Raw genomic sequence first — 17,193 nt, 5'->3', positions numbered from 1 at the left:
GGCGGTCGGGGTGCAGAGGCTGGTCAATTGCGCACCCAGTGAACGAAGCTCGGTACGGTCCAGTTGCGGTGCGGATTGCTCGGCAGCTTGTTCTCTTCGTTGAGCACCAGCAGCACCGGTACGCCCAGTTCACGGCTGATTTGCGCTGGATGCTTGAAGCGGTGATCGAAGAACTCACGCACGTAGACCAGGGCAATCGCCAGCAGCAGACCGGTGAACAACCCGAACGGAATGATCAGCAACGGTTTCGGGAACGCCGCTTCGGTCGGTTCGAACGGTGGGCTCAGCACCCGAGCGTTGGACAGGTCATCGTTGAGCGAGCGCGTGGTGCTGCTTTCGGCAAAACGTTGGGCATACGTCGAAAACGCCGCGTGCAACGCATCGATCTCGGTGTCCATCTGGCGCAGTTTGCTCTGGGTTTGCTGCAGGTCGCGGATGCGGTTCTTGAACTCGGCGATGCGCGCGGTTTTCTGCGCGATCACCTGCTGCACCACAGCCAGATCGTTGGTGCGTTCCTGGATGCGGTTGCTCACCACTTTGAGAAATTGCTGACGGGTGCGGGCAATCTGCTCGCGGGTCAGCAGCATCGGTTCGCTGCCGGGCTGGAACACTGCCAGATCGTTCATGTAGCGGCTGACCTGGCTGGTCAGTTGCTCGCCCATCTGTTTGATCTCACGGTCTTCGAACGCGACGTTGTCGACGGTGGTGGTGAAGGTGTAGGGAAAGGTGTAGTCGTTGAGCCGGTTGTTGCTCGCCGCCGCCAGCGCGGTTTTCAGGTATTCGAGCCAGCGCTGGCTCTGCAGCAGACGATCCTGATACAGGTTCAGCGCCTGCTCTTCGGTGTTGATCGCATTGAGGCGGAAAGTGATTTCCTCCTTCGGATCAGCCGCGCCGACGCTCTCCAGCAGGACCTGGCGGTTGCCTTCCAGCCCATCGAGACGCACTTGATAGAGATGCTTTTTGGTCTCGTAGAACGACTGCGGCAGGTCGATCGATTGCAGCGCCTGACGGCTGACCAGATAGTTCTGCAGCAGGGCGCTGACAAACGTCGTGCCTTGCTGCGGATCCGGGAAGCTGTAGGTGATCGAGATCACGTTGGAGCCGGGCAGGGTCTCGATCTTCAGGCTGTCGACGGCTTGCTGGGTCAGCGCGTCCAGCGTGGTGTCACGCACCGGATCGGTCTCCATGCCCAGTGCGTTGCGCAGCGGATTGATCACGTATTCACGCAGCGGCGTGGTGACGTAGCGCTTGACCGGTTCGCCCAACAGTTTGGCAAGCATGCCCGGCGGCGGGCTGTACTCGCCCTTGTCGCGCAATTCGCTGATGGTCTGACGGATCAGTGCCGGCGAACGCAGGATGTTGCTCTCGGTTTCCATGTCTGCCAGCGATGGCGGAATGAACGTGGCGTTGTCCACCGTCAGCGACGTGGTGGCGTCGCCCTGGGAGAGTTTTTTCGACTGCACGATCACCTGCGCGGTGATATCGAAGCTCTGTTTAAGCAGCAAGGGCAGAAGCAGGGCGATCACTGCAAAGGTCAGGAAGACGCGCTTCACCAGTTGCTTGTTGGCGAAGAAGATCCTGAAGAACTCATGCAGGTAGTTTTCCTTTGGGTTCATGTCGGTCACCTGAGAGTTAGTTGTCACTGTCTTTGTTGTCGACGCGGTAGCCGAAGCTGAACCCCACGCCCTGGAACAGCACCACATCGGCCAGTTGGCGGGCGAGTTCGCCGGCGCTGGCCAGTTTGGTTTTCGGCACGTACAGCATGTCGTCCGGTTGCAGATAGGCGATTTGCGGTGCGTCGCCGGACAAGGCCTTTTCCACGTCGTAGCGCACGGCCTTCACTTGATTGCCGTTGCGCCGCATGATCACCACCGAATCGAGGCGTGCCTTGACGTTGGTGCCACGGGCCAGGGTCAGCGCCTCAAGTACCGAGACCGGCCGGCGGATCGGGTACGAGCCCGGTTGTGCGACTTCGCCCAGCACGTAGATCTCGTTGCCGGCGGTGGACTTGAGCAGCACGTCCACGGTCATCCGGCCTGGCAGTTGCGCGTATTTCTGGTTGAGGAAGGTTTCCAACTGATTGACGGTCATGCCTTGCAGTGGCACCGCGCCGATTTCCGGAAAACTCGCGTAGCCGTCGGTGCCAACCGTGATTTCGCGGCTCATGCCGGTGGCCGGGTGGTTCAGCGCGCTTTTGAGGTTCTGCTCGTTGCTCAGCGGGCTGATGATCTGCACGGTCAACTGGTTGCGGTTGGGCTGGAACAGTTGCTTGCGCTGATAGGCGCGCTGGATTTCCTGGCGCGCTTCTTCGCTGGTCAGCCCGGCGATTTTCACCGAGGTGTTGGCGCCCGGCAGTTCGATGGTGCCGTCGGGCAGTACCAGTTGGTTGCCGTTGAGCTGGCTGGCGGCAGTGAAGTTCAGGCCGATCTGGTCACCCGATTGCACGCGGTAGGCGTCCGAGCCGCTGGTGCTGATATGGAAGATCACATCCAGCACATCCTGCGGGCGCAGGGTCTGCTCGATCTTCGGCATGTCGGTCGCCTGGGCGTTGGCCGGGCTCGCGGTGAGAATATTCACCGGCATGTTCTGGGTGTCGGAAGTGCTGGAGCAGCCTGCAAGCGGCAGCATCAGCAGGACAAGCATTTTGGCGTTCATGGCGTCATCCTTCGCGTTCGCTTACAGGTTTTTGTAAAGCCATTTGGGCATGTAGTACTTGCGCCGGTTGAACACGCTGCCGACCACTTTCGCTCCGGCCTGGGTCAGGCGTTGCACGGCGGCCTGGGCGACTTCCCAGCGGGTGTCTTCGGCGCGGACGACAAACACCACACCATCGACTTGCGTACTGATGACCAGCGTGTCGGCGGCGGAATACACCGCGTCGCCGTCGATCACCACAAAGCGGTACTGGCTGCCCAACTGGTCGAGCAACGGGCTCAGGCGTTCGGCGGTCAGGTGTTCCAGCGTGCGGATCGGCCGGCCGTTGGGCAGCACATGGAAGGGCAGGCTGGAGGACTGCACCACGCAGTCCTGCAACAGCGGCGGGTTGCCCGAGCTGAACAGCAGGTCGCGCAGACCGCGTTCCTTGCTCAGGTTCAACTGCTGGGTGAGGTTGCTCGTCGACTGGCTGGCATCGACCAGCAGCACCTGGCCGCTGCTCATTTGCGCCAGTTGGCTGGCCAGCGCCATGGCACTGGTGGTGGTGCCCGCGCCGGGGTTGGCGGCGGTCAGCAACAGGATCCGCAGATCGAGATCCAGCACGGTCGACGTCAGGTTCGATTCGCTGGGGTTGGCGATGCTCAGGCTTGTGTTGGTTGAACCGTCCATTAGCTTGCTCCGTGGCCGCTGAATACTTTGAAGGGGGTTTTCAACAGAATCTTCAGATCAAGCAGAAGGCTCTGCTCGGCGATGTAGCTGAGATCCAACTCAACGCGCTGGTCGAAGTCGATATTGCTGCGTCCGGAGATCTGCCACAGGCCGGTCATGCCGGGGTAGATGCTCAGACGTGCGAGGTGATTGTCCTTGTAGCGATAGGTGTTGAACGAGGTCGGGCGAGGGCCGACCAGGCGCATGTCACCGGTCACCACGTTGATCAGGTTGGGCAACTCATCAAGGCTGGTCCGCCGCAGGAATGCGCCGATGCCGGTGACGCGCGGGTCCTTGTCGATCTTGAAATCGATGGCGTCGGCCCCGTGTTTGTTCAGGTGCCGCAGCGACTCCTTGAGTTCTTCAGCGTTGCTGACCATGGTGCGGAATTTGTACATGCCGAACTTGCGGCCGCGATAACCGGTGCGCTTTTGCACGAACATCACCGGGCCGGGGCTGGTGAATTTGATCGCCAGCGCCAGGCCGAGCAGCAAAGGCGAGATCAGCAGCAGGATCAGCAGCGCGCCGAAGCACGCAACCACCCGATTGGTCCGCGACAATTGCCACGGCCGACCGCCGTCACGGCCGCTGAGCCAGCCACGGCCCTGGCGGTGAATCGCCGCGTCGAGGCGCATGCGATGTTCCGGGTCGACGCGCTTGTCGGGGCGCATCTGTGCAATCGACACACTTTTTTCATGTCCAGTCATGAGGTCCTCCGCATTCATTGAGCCGCAAGCGGCGCACGGGCATTGGGGTAGTAGCTGCGAAACCAGGCGATGAATCGCCCCAGCCCTTCGTCCAGCTCGATGCGGGGCTGGAACCCGGTGGCCTGGGCCAGATCGCTGGCCTCGGCGCAGGTGTTGAGCACGTCGCCCGGTTGCAGCGGCAGCAGCTCGACAATGGCGTGTTGGCCGAGGTGTTTTTCCATCAGGGCCAGGTAGGTTTTCAGCGCGACCGGCTGCTGCCCGCCGATGTTGAACAGCCGCCACGGCGCCATGCTGCTGGCCGGGTCCGGCTGTTCGCGATCCCACTGCGGATTGGCCTGTGGGGGCTGATTGATGAGGCGTGCGATGCTCTCGATGATGTCGTCGATGTAGGTGAAGTCGCGCTGGTGCTCGCCGTAGTTGAACAACTTCAGCGGCGTGCCTTCGCTGATAGCTTTGGCGAACTGGATCGGCGACATGTCCGGCCGGCCCCAAGGCCCATACACGGTGAAAAAGCGCAGGCCGGTGCAGGGAATGCCGAACAGATGGCTGTAGCTGTGCGCCATCAGCTCGTTGGCTTTCTTGGTCGCGGCGTACAGCGACAGCGGATGATTGACGCCGTCCTTGACCGAGTAGGGCGTGTGCTGGTTGGCGCCGTACACCGAACTCGACGAGGCGTAGATCAGATGCTCGACCGGGTGACGCCGGCAGCTCTCCAGAATGTTCAGAAAACCGTTGAGGTTGCTGTCCAGATAGGCCCGTGGGTTGTCCAGCGAATAGCGCACCCCGGCCTGCGCCGCCAGATGAATCACCACTTGTGGCTGCTCGCGGGCAAACAGTGCATCGATCGCCGAGGCGTGCGCCAGATCGACCGTGGCCAGTTGGAAATCGCCAACTTCTTCGCGCACCCACTGCACACGATCCTGCTTGAGCTGCGGGTCGTAGTAGTGGTTGAAATTGTCCAGGCCAACCACCGTGTGCCCGTCGCGCAGCAGGCGCAGCACGCAGTGGGCACCGATGAAACCGGCCGCGCCGGTGACCAGCACCTTCATGGCCGTAGCCCTTCAGGGGCGATGTGGCGTAGACCGATGCCGCTGTAATGCAGACCGGCAGCCGCTACCTGTTCCGGGTTGTACAGATTGCGCCCGTCGATGATCACCTTGGAACGCAGCTTCTCGGCGAGCAGTTCGAAGTCGACCACACGGAAATTTTTCCACTCGGTGCAGATCACCAGCGCGTCGGCATCTTCGAGGGTGTCGTCGCGGGTCGCACACAGATGCAGGTCGTTGCGATAACCATAGAGGCGGCGGCATTCGGACATCGCTTCCGGGTCGTAGGCCTGCACGCTGGCGCCCTCGGCCCACAGCGCGTCCATCAGATAACGGCTGGGTGCCTCGCGCATGTCATCGGTGTTCGGCTTGAAGGCCAGGCCCCAGATCGCAATCGACTTGCCGGCCAGGCCCTGGGGAAATTGCGCTTTGAGTTTGCTGAAGAGGATGTGCCGCTGGCTGTCGTTGACGTCGGTGACGCTGCGCAGCAGTCTCAGCGGCATGCCGTTGTGTTCGGCGGTGTGCAGCAGGGCACGCAAGTCCTTGGGAAAGCACGAACCGCCAAAGCCACAACCGGGATAGATGAAGTGGTAGCCGATGCGCGGGTCGGAGCCGATGCCTTTGCGCACGGCTTCGATGTCGGCGCCGAGCAGTTCGGTGAGGTTGGCCAGCTCGTTCATGAAACTGATGCGTGTGGCGAGCATTGCGTTGGCTGCGTACTTGGTCAGCTCGGCGCTGCGGTTGTCCATGAACATCAGTTTTTCGTGGTTGCGGCAGAACGGCGCGTACAACTCGCTTATCTGCTCGCGGGCTGCGTCATCGCGGGTGCCGACGATGATCCGGTCCGGGCGCATGCAGTCGGCGAGGGCGCTGCCTTCCTTCAGGAATTCGGGGTTGGAGACCACGCGCACCGCTAGCCCGGTCTTGCCGCGTCGCAGCAACTCGCTATTGGCCGCGGCCAGAACCTGATCCGCCGTGCCGACCGGCACCGTCGACTTGATGATCAACGTGCGATCAGCCTCCATGAAGCCGGCGATCTGCCGGGCGACATTGAGCACGTGGCTAAGATCAGCGGAACCGTCTTCATCAGCCGGGGTGCCCACAGCGATGAAAATCAGCTCGGCATGTTCAACCGCATCGCTGGCCTGGGTGCTGAACAGCAGGCGCCCGGCCTTGATGTTTTCTTCCAGCGTGGCGGATAGCCCAGGCTCGCTGATCGGCGGTACTGCTTGTTGCAGTTGTCTGATCTTGTTGGGGTCAATATCAATGCATAAAACCCGATGACCAACATCTGCAAGTGCGGCGGCTTGTATAAGTCCAACATAGCCCGTGCCAAATACGCTCACGTCCATCTGCGCACCTCGATAAAACCAAAAAAGTTAACTACGGAAAGAGATCGTTAAAGGGGTATAGCGCAGTGTTTGAAAAACGTGTCAGCAAAATGACATGTTGCGCGGGTATAACACTTGAGGCGTTTTTGGCGATTGGCCATCAAGTCATTGCTGCCATTGAAATTGTTGCGTTAGTGCAGATTTGTTCAGATTTCAAATAAACGATAAACGGTCGTAAGCCGCTATTTTAAAGGCCTGTAGCGCATTACCTGTGTCAGATTTGAGTCACCGTTTTTTTGACGCTTAATACGGCCATCAGTCATTTCTTGCGCTTTGTTGGCCGGGTGCTAGTGTCAGGTTCTGGCTGACAAACCTTTGACTTTTAGCCGTTTCGGACGACCGGTATCGCCATGTTCAGATTTGCCAAAGAACTGCTGTTAATTGCCTGGCTATTACTTTTTTCCGGTTATTACATTGAACGGTTAAATGCTATCGGCTGGAGTTTTAATGTACTTTTTTTTGGCGCGATGTTTTTGGCGCTGACGTTAGCGTTGTATTTAACGGCCTATATACGACAGGCACTCATCCGCCACGTATTCGCATTAACGATGTTTGTTTCGGCGGTTTTCTTTGATGTGTATACCCGCGTCACCGCTGACTACCTGAGGTACAGCGATTTCGTCTCGCTGGTCTATTCCGGTGGCTTCATTCAGGAAGCGGCGTACCAGTATCGCGAGGCGATCCTGCGTAGCGTGCTCTGCGGGTTGTTGCTGCTATTCGGCATCGGGCTCAAGCCACGGCATGCGCTGGTCATACCGAACGCGTGGCGTGTGACGGCGCCGTTCGCCGGCGTGCTGATGCTCAGTGTGCTGCTGTTTCTGCGTGCGGGTGAGGGCGCCCGGGGCTTGCCAATCCTGTACACGCCGCTGGCCTACCTCAACCTGTTTGCCTACGAGGCGCTGCACAACAGCGTCGGCCCGCGTGAACCCGTCACCCTCACGCGCAGCACGGCGGCTGTCGGCCATGACATTGTGCTGATCATCGACGAAAGCATTACCGGCAATTACCTGGACATCAATGCGCCATTCGGCGTGCACAGCAATCTGAAGCAGGCACCGGCCGGCGTCGACATCTTCAATTACGGTTACGCCGCCTCCATTGCCAATTGCAGCGCCGACACCAATGTCACCCTGCGCTACGGCGGCACCCGCAACGATTACATGCGCATCAACAGCACGCTGCCGTCGATCTGGCAGTACGCGAAAAACGCCGGGCTGCGCACGGTGTATATCGACAGCCAGCGCACCGCCGGCAACCTGCAGAACCTGATGACCGCGAGCGAAAAAAATGACATCGATCTGTTCGTGCAGTTCGACCAGACCAGCGTGCGCGACCGCGACATGGCGGCGGCGGCGAAGCTCATCGAACTGCTCAACGATGACACGCCAGAGCTGGTGGTGATCAACAAGGTCGGCGCGCATTTTCCGGTGCATGACAAATACCCGGACGCGTTCATGGCGTACCGGCCGGCATTGCCACGCGGGCAGTTCACCGAAGTCGCCGACACCGGTGAGCGCGCCGGTTTCAACGGTCAGCCGGATGACTGGGTGCTGTACCGCAACGCCTACAAGAACACCGTGTTGTGGAATGTCGGTGAGTTCTTCGCGCGGGTGTTCGCTCAGGCGAGGCTCGACAATGCGCTGCTGATCTATACCTCCGATCATGGCCAGGATTTGCACGAACGGGGCAATCCGGGCTTGAACACCCATTGCGGCGGCGATCCGGTGGAGGAGGAGGGCCTGGTGCCGTTGGTAGTGATTTCCGGCAGCAAGCTGAAGACCCTCGACTGGTCGGCGCAACTGGCGGCGAACAAGGATCGCTCCAGCCACTACAACATTTTTCCGACGCTGTTGCAGTTGATGGGGTATGACCTGGCGGGAGTCGAGGCGGTGTATGGCAAACCGCTGAGTGTGCCGACCGCCGATGATTTCACCTTTAACTATCGGTTCAATGCGCGGTTGGGGGCTAAACCTGAGTGGAAGCACATTGATCTGGGGAGCATTGTCACTCCGGGGCAGGCGCCTGCGAGTGTGGCGGTTGGGCAGTGATTTTGGGGGGGCTTTATTGTTCGTGGTTGTGAGGGGTTGATTGGGGACATATCCGTTGCTGCGGTAACGGCGGCTTAGGGTTTCGCCCTTACGGCGACTCACTTTTTTTACAAACGCCTAAAAAAAGTAAGCAAAAAAACGCTTGCTCCTACGTTCGGCCCTCGCAGGCTCGGGTTCCTTCGCTCCGGGATCGATCCGGGCGCAGCGGCTACGGCTTGCTTCGCTGCACCTCCTTGCGCTGTGTACGACTTCGTCGTACGGTCGCTGCGCTCCCACGCCCGGATCAATCCCTCCACTCAGCCTTCCGACGTCGCCGGTGACGCAAGATCAAGAGCACTCGAGCTAACGCTCATTGTTGAGTGGTTAGAAGCGTCGCATGGCTTGGGATTTGTGGTGGATTCGCCCCTCACCCCAGCCCTCTCCCCCTGGAGAGGGAGCCGATTTTTGAGCGTTTCAAATTCTGCGTACGACTCGGTATTGCAGGTTGGCGTAGCTCTCACATCCACCACGATCAGTCCCCTCTCCCTCGGGGAGAGGGCTAGGGTGAGGGGCTTTTGATTTTCAGGACTGAGTCAAGCATTTGCCTGTACCACCACCATCGCCAGCAGGCCGGCTCTCACAGGTTGACCGCGTTCCAACTAAAAGAATGCGATCAAAATGTGGGCGCTCGCCTGCAAGCGATGAGGCCTTCCCGAGCGACGCCAATAACAAGCGGGGCAACCCTGTCGAGCTCTATCAATGCGCACAAAACCGGTCCATGCCGCTATCCTTGGCCCAGACTCATTGATCAGGTTCAGCCATGCTCGAGGTTCGCAACGTCTACAAAAGCTACTCCACGCCGCAAGGTTCGCTGCCGGTATTGCAGGGTGTCGACCTGACGCTCGCGGCCGGCAGCAGTCTGGCGCTGATGGGCGAGTCGGGCAGCGGCAAGAGCACTTTGCTGCATCTGGTCGCTGGCCTCGACAAGGTCGACCACGGCAGCATTCACAGCGGTGAACATCGGTTGGAGTCGATGAGCGAGGCGCAACTGGCGAACTGGCGGCGCACGGAAATCGGTCTGGTGTTCCAGCAGTTCAACCTGATCGGCAGTTTGCGCGTCGAGGACAACCTGGCGTTTCAGGCGCGTCTGGCCGGCCGCCATGAGCCGCGCTGGCAGGCGCATCTGGTGCAGCGCCTGGGCCTGGGCGATTTGCTCAAGCGCTATCCCGAACAACTCTCCGGCGGTCAGCAGCAGCGGGTCGCGCTGGGCCGGGCGCTGGCATCGCAGCCCAAGTTACTGCTGGCCGACGAACCCACCGGCAGCCTCGATGAAGCCACCAGCGATGAGGTGCTGCGGCTGTTGCTGGAACTGCTCGATGACACGCCGACGACGTTGTTGATGGTCACGCACAGTCCACGGGTCGCGGCGCGTCTGGCGCAGCAAGTGGTGCTGTCCAGCGGGCGCCTGACGTGAGGGTTTTCCGGCAGACGTTGCGCGCGCTGCTCAGTCATTGGCGGCGTCATCCGGTGCAGTTTTTCAGTGTGCTCACCGGGTTGTGGCTGGCGACCAGCCTGCTGACCGGCGTCGAGGCGCTGAACAGTCAGGCGCGCGACAGTTATGCGCGGGCCAGTCAACTGATCGGCGGCGAACCGCAGGCCAGCCTGAGCACACCCGGCGGGGCGACGTTTACCCAACAATGGTTCGTGGACCTGCGCCGCCAGGGCTGGCCGGTGTCGCCGCTGTTGCAGGGCCGCTTGTTGCTCAGAGGGCACGAAGACCAACGCCTGCAATTGATGGGCATCGAACCGGTGTCATTGCCGTCTGACTCAGCGGTGGCCGGGCAGGCCATGCCGATCGAACGGGTTGTCGAATTCTTCACGCCGCCAGGCAGTACGTGGATTTCCGCCGATACCTTGCAAGCGCTGCAACTGCGCGAAGGCGCTACGCCGCAAACCGTCAACGGCCAGGTTCTGCCGCCGCTCGTGGTTCAGAAAGACATGGCGCCCGGCGTGTTGCTGGTTGACATCGGCGTGGCGCAAACCGTGCTCGAACAACCCGGGCAGCTATCGCGAATGCTGCTGCCGAAGGATTTTCACGCCGAGTTGCCCGCCTCGTTGAAAGGCCAGTTGCAAATCAAAAGCAGCGGCGAAGAAAATAACCTCGCGCGGCTGACCGAGAGCTTTCACCTCAATCTCGATGCATTGGGCTTTTTGTCTTTCGTGGTCGGTTTGTTCATTGTGCACGCGGCCATCGGTCTGGCGCTGGAACAGCGCCGTGGCCTGCTGCGTACGTTGCGCGCTTGCGGGGTCAGCGCGCGGATGCTGATCACCTGTCTGATCGTCGAGCTTGGTGTGCTGGCGTTGTTTGGCGGGGTATTTGGGGTGATCAGCGGCTATTGGCTGGCCAGTGTGTTGCTGCCGGATGTTGCCGCCAGCCTGCGCGGTCTGTACGGCGCGGAGGTGGCGGGGCAGTTGCGTCTGAGTCCGTGGTGGTGGTTCAGCGGCATCGGTTTGAGTCTGCTCGGCGCCTTGCTCGCCGGCGCCAGCAGCCTGTTGCGGGCGGCGCGTCTGCCATTGCTGGCGGTCGCCGATCCGCAGGCCTGGCACGAGCAATATTCCCGTTGGTTGCGCCGGCAGGCTTGGTTGGCAGCGGCGTTGCTGGTGATTGCACTGGCGGCGCTGATCTGGGGCGACAGTTTGAGCAGCGGCTTCGTCTTGATGGCCGGGCTGCTGCTCGGCGCGGCGCTGGCCTTGCCGGTGTTGCTCAGCGCACTTTTAAAGCCTTTGCTGGGGCGCAGTCGTTCGGTGCTGGGGCAATGGTTTCTCGCCGATTGCCGGCAGCAATTGCCAGCGTTGAGTCTGGCGCTGATGGCGCTGCTGCTGGCGCTCGCCGCCAACATCGGCGCGGGCAGCATGACCGCCGGGTTTCGCCAGACCTTCAACGACTGGCTCGAACAGCGTTTGAGCGCCGAGCTGTACATCAACCCGAGCAATCCGGCCCAGTCGCGGGAAATGTACAGTTGGCTCAAGCAGCAGCCCAATGTCCGCGCGGTGCTGCCCAACTGGGAGGTCACGGTGACGCTGCAAGGCTGGCCGGCGGAGCTGTTCGGCATTGTCGATCATCCGCATTATCGCCAGCACTGGCCGTTGCTCGACAGCAGTGGCAGCGACCCGTGGGCGCATCTGGCGACAGACGACGCGGTGATGCTCAGCGAGCAACTGGCGCGCCGGCTCAAGGTGCGCGCGGGCGATCGACTGACGATTGCTGCGCCGAATGGCACATGGTCGCCGCGTATCGTCGGGATCTACGCCGATTACGGCAATCCCAAAGGCCATTTGCTGGTCAACAGCAATCATCTGCTGCGCGGCTGGCCGCAATTGACGCCGAACCGTTTCAATTTACGCATCGACCCGCAGCACATTCCGGCGTTCCTGAGTGCCTTGCAGACACGTTTTCAACTGGACGACAGTCGCATCATTGATCAGGCGCGGCTCAAAGGCTGGTCGCTGCAGGTCTTCGAACGCACCTTTGCTGCGACGGCGGCGTTGAACAGCCTGACCCTGGCGGTCGCGGGCGTCGCGTTGTTCATCAGCCTGTTGACGCAGAGCCAGAGCCGTCTCGGCCAGCTCGCGCCATTGTGGGCGCTGGGCGTAACGCGGCGGCAGTTGATGCTGCTCAATCTCGGCCAGACCTGGCTGCTGGCGGTGTTGACGCTGATTTTGGCGTTGCCGCTGGGCATCGCGCTGGCGTGGTGCCTCGATGCGGTGATCAACGTGCAGGCGTTCGGCTGGCGCCTGCCGTTGCGCGTGTTCCCGTGGCAACTGCTGCAACTGATGGGGCTGGCACTGCTGGCGACCTTGCTTGCTTCGGCGTGGCCGCTGTATTCGCTGTACCGCACGCAACCGGCGGATCTGCTGAGGACGTTTGCTCATGAGGATTAAGCTCGTCGCGCTGCTGGCCGCGCTGTTGCTCACCGCCTGCGATCAGTCCGTACCGGAACAGAAGGGCTTTGCCGGCATGGGCGCGCAGGCGCAGGCGTTCACCCCGGTAGTGCCAGGGCGGGCGTTCAGTTTTCCGGCGGATCACGGCGCGCATGATGGCTTTCGCATCGAATGGTGGTACGTCACGGCGAATCTCAAAGATCAGCAAGGCAACGATTTCGGCGTGCAATGGACCTTGTTTCGCAGCGCCTTGAAACCTGTGGCAGAGCAGGCAGGGTGGGGCAACCAGACGGTGTGGCTGGGGCATGCGGCGGTGACGTCGAGCACGGTGCATCACGCTGCCGAACGATATGCACGCGGAGGCGTCGGACAGGCCGGTGTGCGCCTGGCGCCGTTCGAGGCGTGGATCGATGACTGGATGTTTGCCGGCAAGGCTACGGATTCTTTGAGCGACATGCAGCTGCGCGCTCGCGACAGGAATTTCAGTTATGACTTGCGACTTACGTCCAGCCGCCCGCTGGTGTTGCAGGGTGATAATGGGTTCAGCCAAAAATCCGAACAGGGACAGGCGTCGTATTACTACAGCCAGCCGTTTTTTCAGGCCAGCGGTACGTTGCAGATCGATGGTCAGACTTATACGGTCAGCGGGCCGGCGTGGCTGGACCGGGAATGGAGCAGCCAGCCGCTGACCGCCAATCAGACCGGTTGGGACTGGTTTTCCCTGCATCTGGATAGCGGTGAGCATGTGATGCTTTATCGGATGCGGCAGAAGGAGGGGGCGGCTTATCTGACCGGTACGTGGATCGCTGCGAATGGGCAGATTCAGACTTTGCGCAGTGAACAGATCAGTCTTGAGCCGCAGGACACGGCTGAGGTTGCTGGGCGGTCGATGCCGGTGAAGTGGTGGGTCCGCATTCCTGACAAGCGCCTCGATATCAGCGTCGATGCGCTTAATCGCGATGCGTGGATGGATTTGCGTATTCCTTATTGGGAAGGGCCGGTGGGGATTGGCGGGAGTCATTCTGGTCGGGGGTATCTGGAGATGACCGGGTATTGAGCGGGTGCGATTTTTTGCGGGCGGCTCGATATTCCTTGTAGGAGTGAGCCTGCTCGCGATGGCTTTCTTTCAGGCGCTGAGTATGGGTACATATCCGTTGCTGCGGTAACGGCTGCTTAGGGTTCCGCCCTTACGGCGGGTCACCTTTTTCAAACGCCAAAAAGGTAACCGAAAAGGCTTGCTCCTGCGTTCGGCCCTCGCAAGCTCGGGTCCCTTCGCTCCGGGATCGATCCGGGCGCAGCGGCTACGGTTTGCTTCGCTGCACCTCCTTCCGCTGTGTCTGGCTGCGCCAGACGGTCGCTGCGCTCCCACGCCCGGATCGATCCCTCCACTCAGCCTTCCGATGTCGCTGGTCAGGCAAGATCAAGATCAAGGGCACTCGAGCTAACGCTCATTGTTGAGTGGTTAGAAGCGGCGCTTGGCTTGGGATTTGTGGTGGGTTTGCCCCTCACCCCAGCCCTCTCCCGAGGGAGAGGGAGCCGATCTTTGTGCTTTTCAGAATTTGTGTTCGACTCGGTATCGCAGGTCGGTTTAGCTCTCGCATCCACCGCGGTCAGTCCCCTCTCCCTCCGGGAGAGGGCTAGGGTGAGGGGCTTTTGATTTTCAGGCTGTTTCAAGCCTCATCCAGCAATCCCGATCCGCGCCCAGACAAACTGCCCGGAACTCTCCCCGCCACCCGCCGCTCTACCCAGAAACCCGCAAATTTCCGGACTCACCATGAGCGACGACTTGCAACCCCCAGACCTCAATACCTGGCAACGCCTGTACGACGATCAGTCCTATTGGCAAAACTCCCCGGACGCTCACTACCTCGACCTGCAGCGCATCGCCGACGATTTGCTCGGCCAAGGCGCCATCGACCTGGAGCAGTGGCAGCTCCTGCGCGCCAAGGCCGATGATCTGCACAAGGACTCACCCGCGGTCAACGTCGCCCGCGAACTCGACGACCCCCAAGCTTGAGGACTCGCCCCATGAACACTACCGTCAGCCGGAACGACAATCCCGATGAGCCGCGCCCGGCCGGTGAAACCGAGCGTGATAATGATGCGCTGAGGCCGACCGATCCCAAGCAGCGGCAGGGCAGCAAAGGCACACCGAGCGGCGAATCCACCGCTCAGGAGACCGCGAAGCCGCACACGCGCGGGCCACAAACGCAAGTCAAGCCCTGAACAGCGTCTATGCTCATTGGCACGCCCGCCGCTGAAGTCGCTTCGGCGGCGGGCGTCGCCATTTCATAACAGGGAAAGTCATGCATATGAAGCTCGACGCACTGGCCAAGGCCATCACTCTCGCAACGCTCCTTTCTGGGACCAGCTTCGGCGCCTGGGCTGCCGATATTCCGTTGTCCGCCACGGTTGAAGCGGATGTCGTCACTACCAAAGTGCTGGCGGTTGATCCGGCCAATCATCAGGTTGTGCTGGAGGGGCCGGAGGACGCAAAGGTCCACGTTCAGCTCAGCGACAAAGCGAAGAACCTGGCCAATCTCAAGGTGGGCGATCTGGTGAAGATCGAGGTGCAGCGCTCGGTCGCCGCTTATCTCGACACCGATGTGGATAAAGGTCTGCCAGGCACCACCGAGCGCACCGGTGAATTGCGCAAGGCGCCGGGCAGCGACAACCCCGGTGGCGAGGCTTACCGGCAGATACAGGTGCAGTTGAAAATCAGCAAAATTGATTTGAAGGCCAATCAGGTCACCCTTCAGAACCCGTCCGGACAATCGAAGACGCTTGATGTGAAAAAGCCGGAGATTCAAGCGAAACTCAAGGATTTGAAAGTGGGGCAGAGCGTTATTGTCACTTACACCGATATCCTGAAAGTGACCAGTCAGCACGATACTTGAGTATTAACTCTACAAGATGGTTGTTCTTGTACAGCTTTGTGTATGAGAACAATCATATAAAAAACCGTCGTAGGAAGTTTCCCGGTAAATATCGACGAGACACACTTTTTAACTCGCCAGTACAAAAAATTCATGTTTAAGCCTGACGACATATCCGCCGTCTTCAATTAAAATCCTCTCGGTTCGCCCAGTGTCAGGGCTCTTTACCGGTGCATGGATTGCCAGGCCATTACACTGGGCGGACACCTCTCTGGAGAGCTGTATACAATTTTCTGCAACAAAAAAGGGCGACTAATAAGTCGCCCTTTTTTTGTTGCTTCGAATTACGCCGAGGCTCGAATATCCGGCTTGTTTTGCTGCCCCTGGAAGCGCTTCAGCGTGGCCTGATACATCTTTGTCCGCCGGTGGTTTTCCCCGTAGAGACCTGCCGCAGCGACGGTGCCGGCCTGGATGTGATCCAGATAACTGAAGATCTTGCGCGGCGAGAGGAATTTAATGCCATAGCCCTGATCACTCATGCGATCTTGCAGGGCATAACCCGGAACTTGCTCGTCCATGCAGAAGTGCAGGCCCAGCGATTTCACTAGACGTGCATTCCACAGTGTGCAGAAACTTTTCAGATGTGTTTCTTTAAAAGGGCGCGGCTGTTTCGAGCGCATACCCAAGTGCAGTTTCAATCGACGAACATGGTGCTTGCAGAATCGCGAAGTTAACCTCCACGTATCGCGCAGCAACCCTCGGTTGAGTTGCTCGACACAACCCACTGCTGCCATATCCGGTGACTTGGCGCACTCGCGCATCATCATCGCAAACACTTCCTTGTCGTAGACGAAAGTGTCCGTGTGCAGCAGGAACAGATAATCGGTTTCAACTTTCTCCAAAGCCAGATCCAGCGCCTTGCCATGCGCGATATGTCCCGCTTCCTTGCCTGGCGACGGACGCTCGATCAGGTTGATCCAGTCCAGCGAGCGCAAGTAATCGAGGCTGGCATCCGCCGAATCGTTATCCACCACCCACACCGGAATACGCTGCGCCTGGACGTGCTCACGCAGCAGCTCAAGGCACATCCGGGTGATGTCCGGGGTTTTGTAATTGACCAGGACAAGGCTGAAATTCGCTGGCGGCTGGCTGGGTAGATCAAAGGCTTGCAGGTCGGAAGGATTCATTCACGGCTCATGACGACAGGGTTCATGAGGCGCGATGCTAGCGAGGGAAGCTTAGGTGAAGCTTAATTTGCGGGTGTGGCGGTGCCCATCGATATGCGCGCTGCCCCAGATTACGCATTCACCGCGAAACCTGTGGGAGCGAGCCTGCTCGCGAAGGCGTCAGCCCAGACAAATCGTCGCTGACTGACCCACCGCTTTCGCGAGCAAGCTCGCTCCCACAGTGGACTTGTGTTGTCCCGGATTCTGCACCCAGCCACAGGATTAATGGATTGCCGCGAAGCTTGAGTCCACCGCGAAACTTGTGGGAGTGAGCTTGCTCGCAAAGGCGTCGGGTCAGGCAGATCATTGGCGACTGACCCACCGCTTTCGCGAGCAAGCTCGCTCCCACAGTGGACTTGTGTTGTCCCGGATTCTGCACCCAGCCACAGGATTAATGGATTGCCGCGAAGCTTGAGTCCACCGCGAAACTTGTGGGAGTGAGCTTGCTCGCGAAGGCGTCGGGTCAGGCAGATCATTGGCGACTGACCCACCGCTATCGCGAGCAAGCTCGCTCCCACAGTGGACTTGTGTTGTCCCGGATTCTGCACCCAGCCACAGGATTAATGGATTGCCGCGAAGCTTGAGTCCACCGCGAAACCTGTGGGAGTGAGCTTG

General features: G+C 60.0%; 14 protein-coding genes. 7 read left to right on the top strand and 7 right to left on the bottom strand.

The window, feature by feature from the left end; genetic code table 11:
* Nucleotides 1-23 precede the first annotated feature (23 nt).
* From V6F91_RS26100 to V6F91_RS26075, 6 genes are read right to left on the bottom strand one after another with little or no spacing between them, the layout of a single operon-like run.
* Entirely contained in the window at nt 24-1,616 is a 1,593-nt protein-coding gene (locus V6F91_RS26100) for a GumC family protein (RefSeq protein ID WP_332769549.1), read from the bottom strand.
* Nucleotides 1,617-1,632: 16 nt separating this feature from the next.
* Nucleotides 1,633-2,655, bottom strand: a complete 1,023-nt coding sequence (locus V6F91_RS26095) for a polysaccharide biosynthesis/export family protein (protein ID WP_332769546.1) — start codon at nt 2,653-2,655, stop codon at nt 1,633-1,635.
* 21 nt (nt 2,656-2,676) lie between these two features.
* Nucleotides 2,677-3,324 carry a CpsD/CapB family tyrosine-protein kinase gene (locus tag V6F91_RS26090; protein ID WP_332769544.1) on the bottom strand — a complete coding sequence of 216 codons (648 nt, stop codon included), beginning with the start codon at nt 3,322-3,324 and terminating at the stop codon, nt 2,677-2,679.
* Nucleotides 3,324-4,070: a sugar transferase gene (locus tag V6F91_RS26085; RefSeq protein WP_332769542.1), complete on the bottom strand. Its 747-nt coding sequence runs from the start codon at nt 4,068-4,070 to the stop codon at nt 3,324-3,326. The genes V6F91_RS26090 and V6F91_RS26085 overlap by 1 nt, the downstream gene beginning before the upstream one ends.
* Nucleotides 4,071-4,084: 14 nt before the next feature.
* On the bottom strand, nt 4,085-5,119 hold the full coding sequence (locus tag V6F91_RS26080; protein ID WP_332769540.1) for an NAD-dependent epimerase: 1,035 nt from the start codon (nt 5,117-5,119) through the stop codon (nt 4,085-4,087).
* Nucleotides 5,116-6,468, bottom strand: a complete 1,353-nt coding sequence (locus V6F91_RS26075; protein ID WP_332769538.1) for a UDP-glucose/GDP-mannose dehydrogenase family protein — start codon at nt 6,466-6,468, stop codon at nt 5,116-5,118. The genes V6F91_RS26080 and V6F91_RS26075 overlap by 4 nt, the downstream gene beginning before the upstream one ends.
* A 389-nt stretch (nt 6,469-6,857) precedes the next feature.
* Between V6F91_RS26075 and V6F91_RS26070 the strand changes: the two genes are divergently transcribed.
* The 7 genes from V6F91_RS26070 to V6F91_RS26040 all read left to right on the top strand — a co-directional run bounded on the left by V6F91_RS26070 (nt 6,858) and on the right by V6F91_RS26040 (nt 15,373).
* Entirely contained in the window at nt 6,858-8,555 is a 1,698-nt protein-coding gene (locus V6F91_RS26070; RefSeq protein ID WP_332769537.1) for a sulfatase-like hydrolase/transferase, read from the top strand.
* A gap of 799 nt (nt 8,556-9,354) precedes the next feature.
* The gene (locus V6F91_RS26065; RefSeq protein WP_332769535.1) at nt 9,355-10,008 is read left to right on the top strand and encodes an ABC transporter ATP-binding protein; all 654 of its coding nucleotides are present in this window, start codon (nt 9,355-9,357) and stop codon (nt 10,006-10,008) included.
* Nucleotides 10,005-12,476 (top strand): FtsX-like permease family protein, encoded by a 2,472-nt coding sequence (locus V6F91_RS26060; protein WP_332769533.1) that lies wholly within the window; start codon nt 10,005-10,007, stop codon nt 12,474-12,476. Before V6F91_RS26065 ends, V6F91_RS26060 begins: the two co-directional genes overlap by 4 nt.
* On the top strand, nt 12,466-13,533 hold the full coding sequence (locus tag V6F91_RS26055) for a lipocalin-like domain-containing protein (protein WP_332769531.1): 1,068 nt from the start codon (nt 12,466-12,468) through the stop codon (nt 13,531-13,533). Before V6F91_RS26060 ends, V6F91_RS26055 begins: the two co-directional genes overlap by 11 nt.
* A 717-nt stretch (nt 13,534-14,250) precedes the next feature.
* On the top strand, nt 14,251-14,493 hold the full coding sequence (locus tag V6F91_RS26050) for a hypothetical protein (RefSeq protein WP_332769529.1): 243 nt from the start codon (nt 14,251-14,253) through the stop codon (nt 14,491-14,493).
* An 11-nt stretch (nt 14,494-14,504) separates the two neighbouring features.
* Nucleotides 14,505-14,702 (top strand): hypothetical protein, encoded by a 198-nt coding sequence (locus tag V6F91_RS26045; RefSeq protein WP_332769527.1) that lies wholly within the window; start codon nt 14,505-14,507, stop codon nt 14,700-14,702.
* A gap of 86 nt (nt 14,703-14,788) precedes the next feature.
* The gene (locus V6F91_RS26040; protein ID WP_332769525.1) at nt 14,789-15,373 is read left to right on the top strand and encodes a hypothetical protein; all 585 of its coding nucleotides are present in this window, start codon (nt 14,789-14,791) and stop codon (nt 15,371-15,373) included.
* A 323-nt stretch (nt 15,374-15,696) separates the two neighbouring features.
* On the opposite strand, the gene V6F91_RS26035 is transcribed toward V6F91_RS26040, so the two are convergent.
* Nucleotides 15,697-16,524: a glycosyltransferase gene (locus tag V6F91_RS26035; protein ID WP_332769646.1), complete on the bottom strand. Its 828-nt coding sequence runs from the start codon at nt 16,522-16,524 to the stop codon at nt 15,697-15,699.
* Nucleotides 16,525-17,193: the final 669 nt, after the last annotated feature.

The sequence above is a fragment of the Pseudomonas koreensis genome, from assembly GCF_036668835.1.
In the GTDB taxonomy this organism is placed as follows: Bacteria; Pseudomonadota; Gammaproteobacteria; order Pseudomonadales; family Pseudomonadaceae; genus Aquipseudomonas; species Aquipseudomonas koreensis_I.
This window is presented reverse-complemented; position numbering and strand designations above follow the sequence as displayed.

Excerpts from the sequence above, each read along its gene's own strand:
- V6F91_RS26085 (WP_332769542.1), bottom strand. The coding sequence starts at position 4,070 with ATGACTGGACATGAAAAAAGTGTGTCGATTGCACAGATGCGCCCCGAC.
- V6F91_RS26050 (WP_332769529.1), top strand. The coding sequence starts at position 14,251 with ATGAGCGACGACTTGCAACCCCCAGACCTCAATACCTGGCAACGCCTG.
- V6F91_RS26040 (WP_332769525.1), top strand. The coding sequence starts at position 14,789 with ATGAAGCTCGACGCACTGGCCAAGGCCATCACTCTCGCAACGCTCCTT.
- V6F91_RS26080 (WP_332769540.1), bottom strand. The coding sequence starts at position 5,119 with ATGAAGGTGCTGGTCACCGGCGCGGCCGGTTTCATCGGTGCCCACTGC.
- V6F91_RS26070 (WP_332769537.1), top strand. The coding sequence starts at position 6,858 with ATGTTCAGATTTGCCAAAGAACTGCTGTTAATTGCCTGGCTATTACTT.
- V6F91_RS26075 (WP_332769538.1), bottom strand. The coding sequence starts at position 6,468 with ATGGACGTGAGCGTATTTGGCACGGGCTATGTTGGACTTATACAAGCC.
- V6F91_RS26065 (WP_332769535.1), top strand. The coding sequence starts at position 9,355 with ATGCTCGAGGTTCGCAACGTCTACAAAAGCTACTCCACGCCGCAAGGT.
- V6F91_RS26090 (WP_332769544.1), bottom strand. The coding sequence starts at position 3,324 with ATGGACGGTTCAACCAACACAAGCCTGAGCATCGCCAACCCCAGCGAA.
- V6F91_RS26055 (WP_332769531.1), top strand. The coding sequence starts at position 12,466 with ATGAGGATTAAGCTCGTCGCGCTGCTGGCCGCGCTGTTGCTCACCGCC.
- V6F91_RS26095 (WP_332769546.1), bottom strand. The coding sequence starts at position 2,655 with ATGAACGCCAAAATGCTTGTCCTGCTGATGCTGCCGCTTGCAGGCTGC.
- V6F91_RS26100 (WP_332769549.1), bottom strand. The coding sequence starts at position 1,616 with ATGAACCCAAAGGAAAACTACCTGCATGAGTTCTTCAGGATCTTCTTC.
- V6F91_RS26045 (WP_332769527.1), top strand. The coding sequence starts at position 14,505 with ATGAACACTACCGTCAGCCGGAACGACAATCCCGATGAGCCGCGCCCG.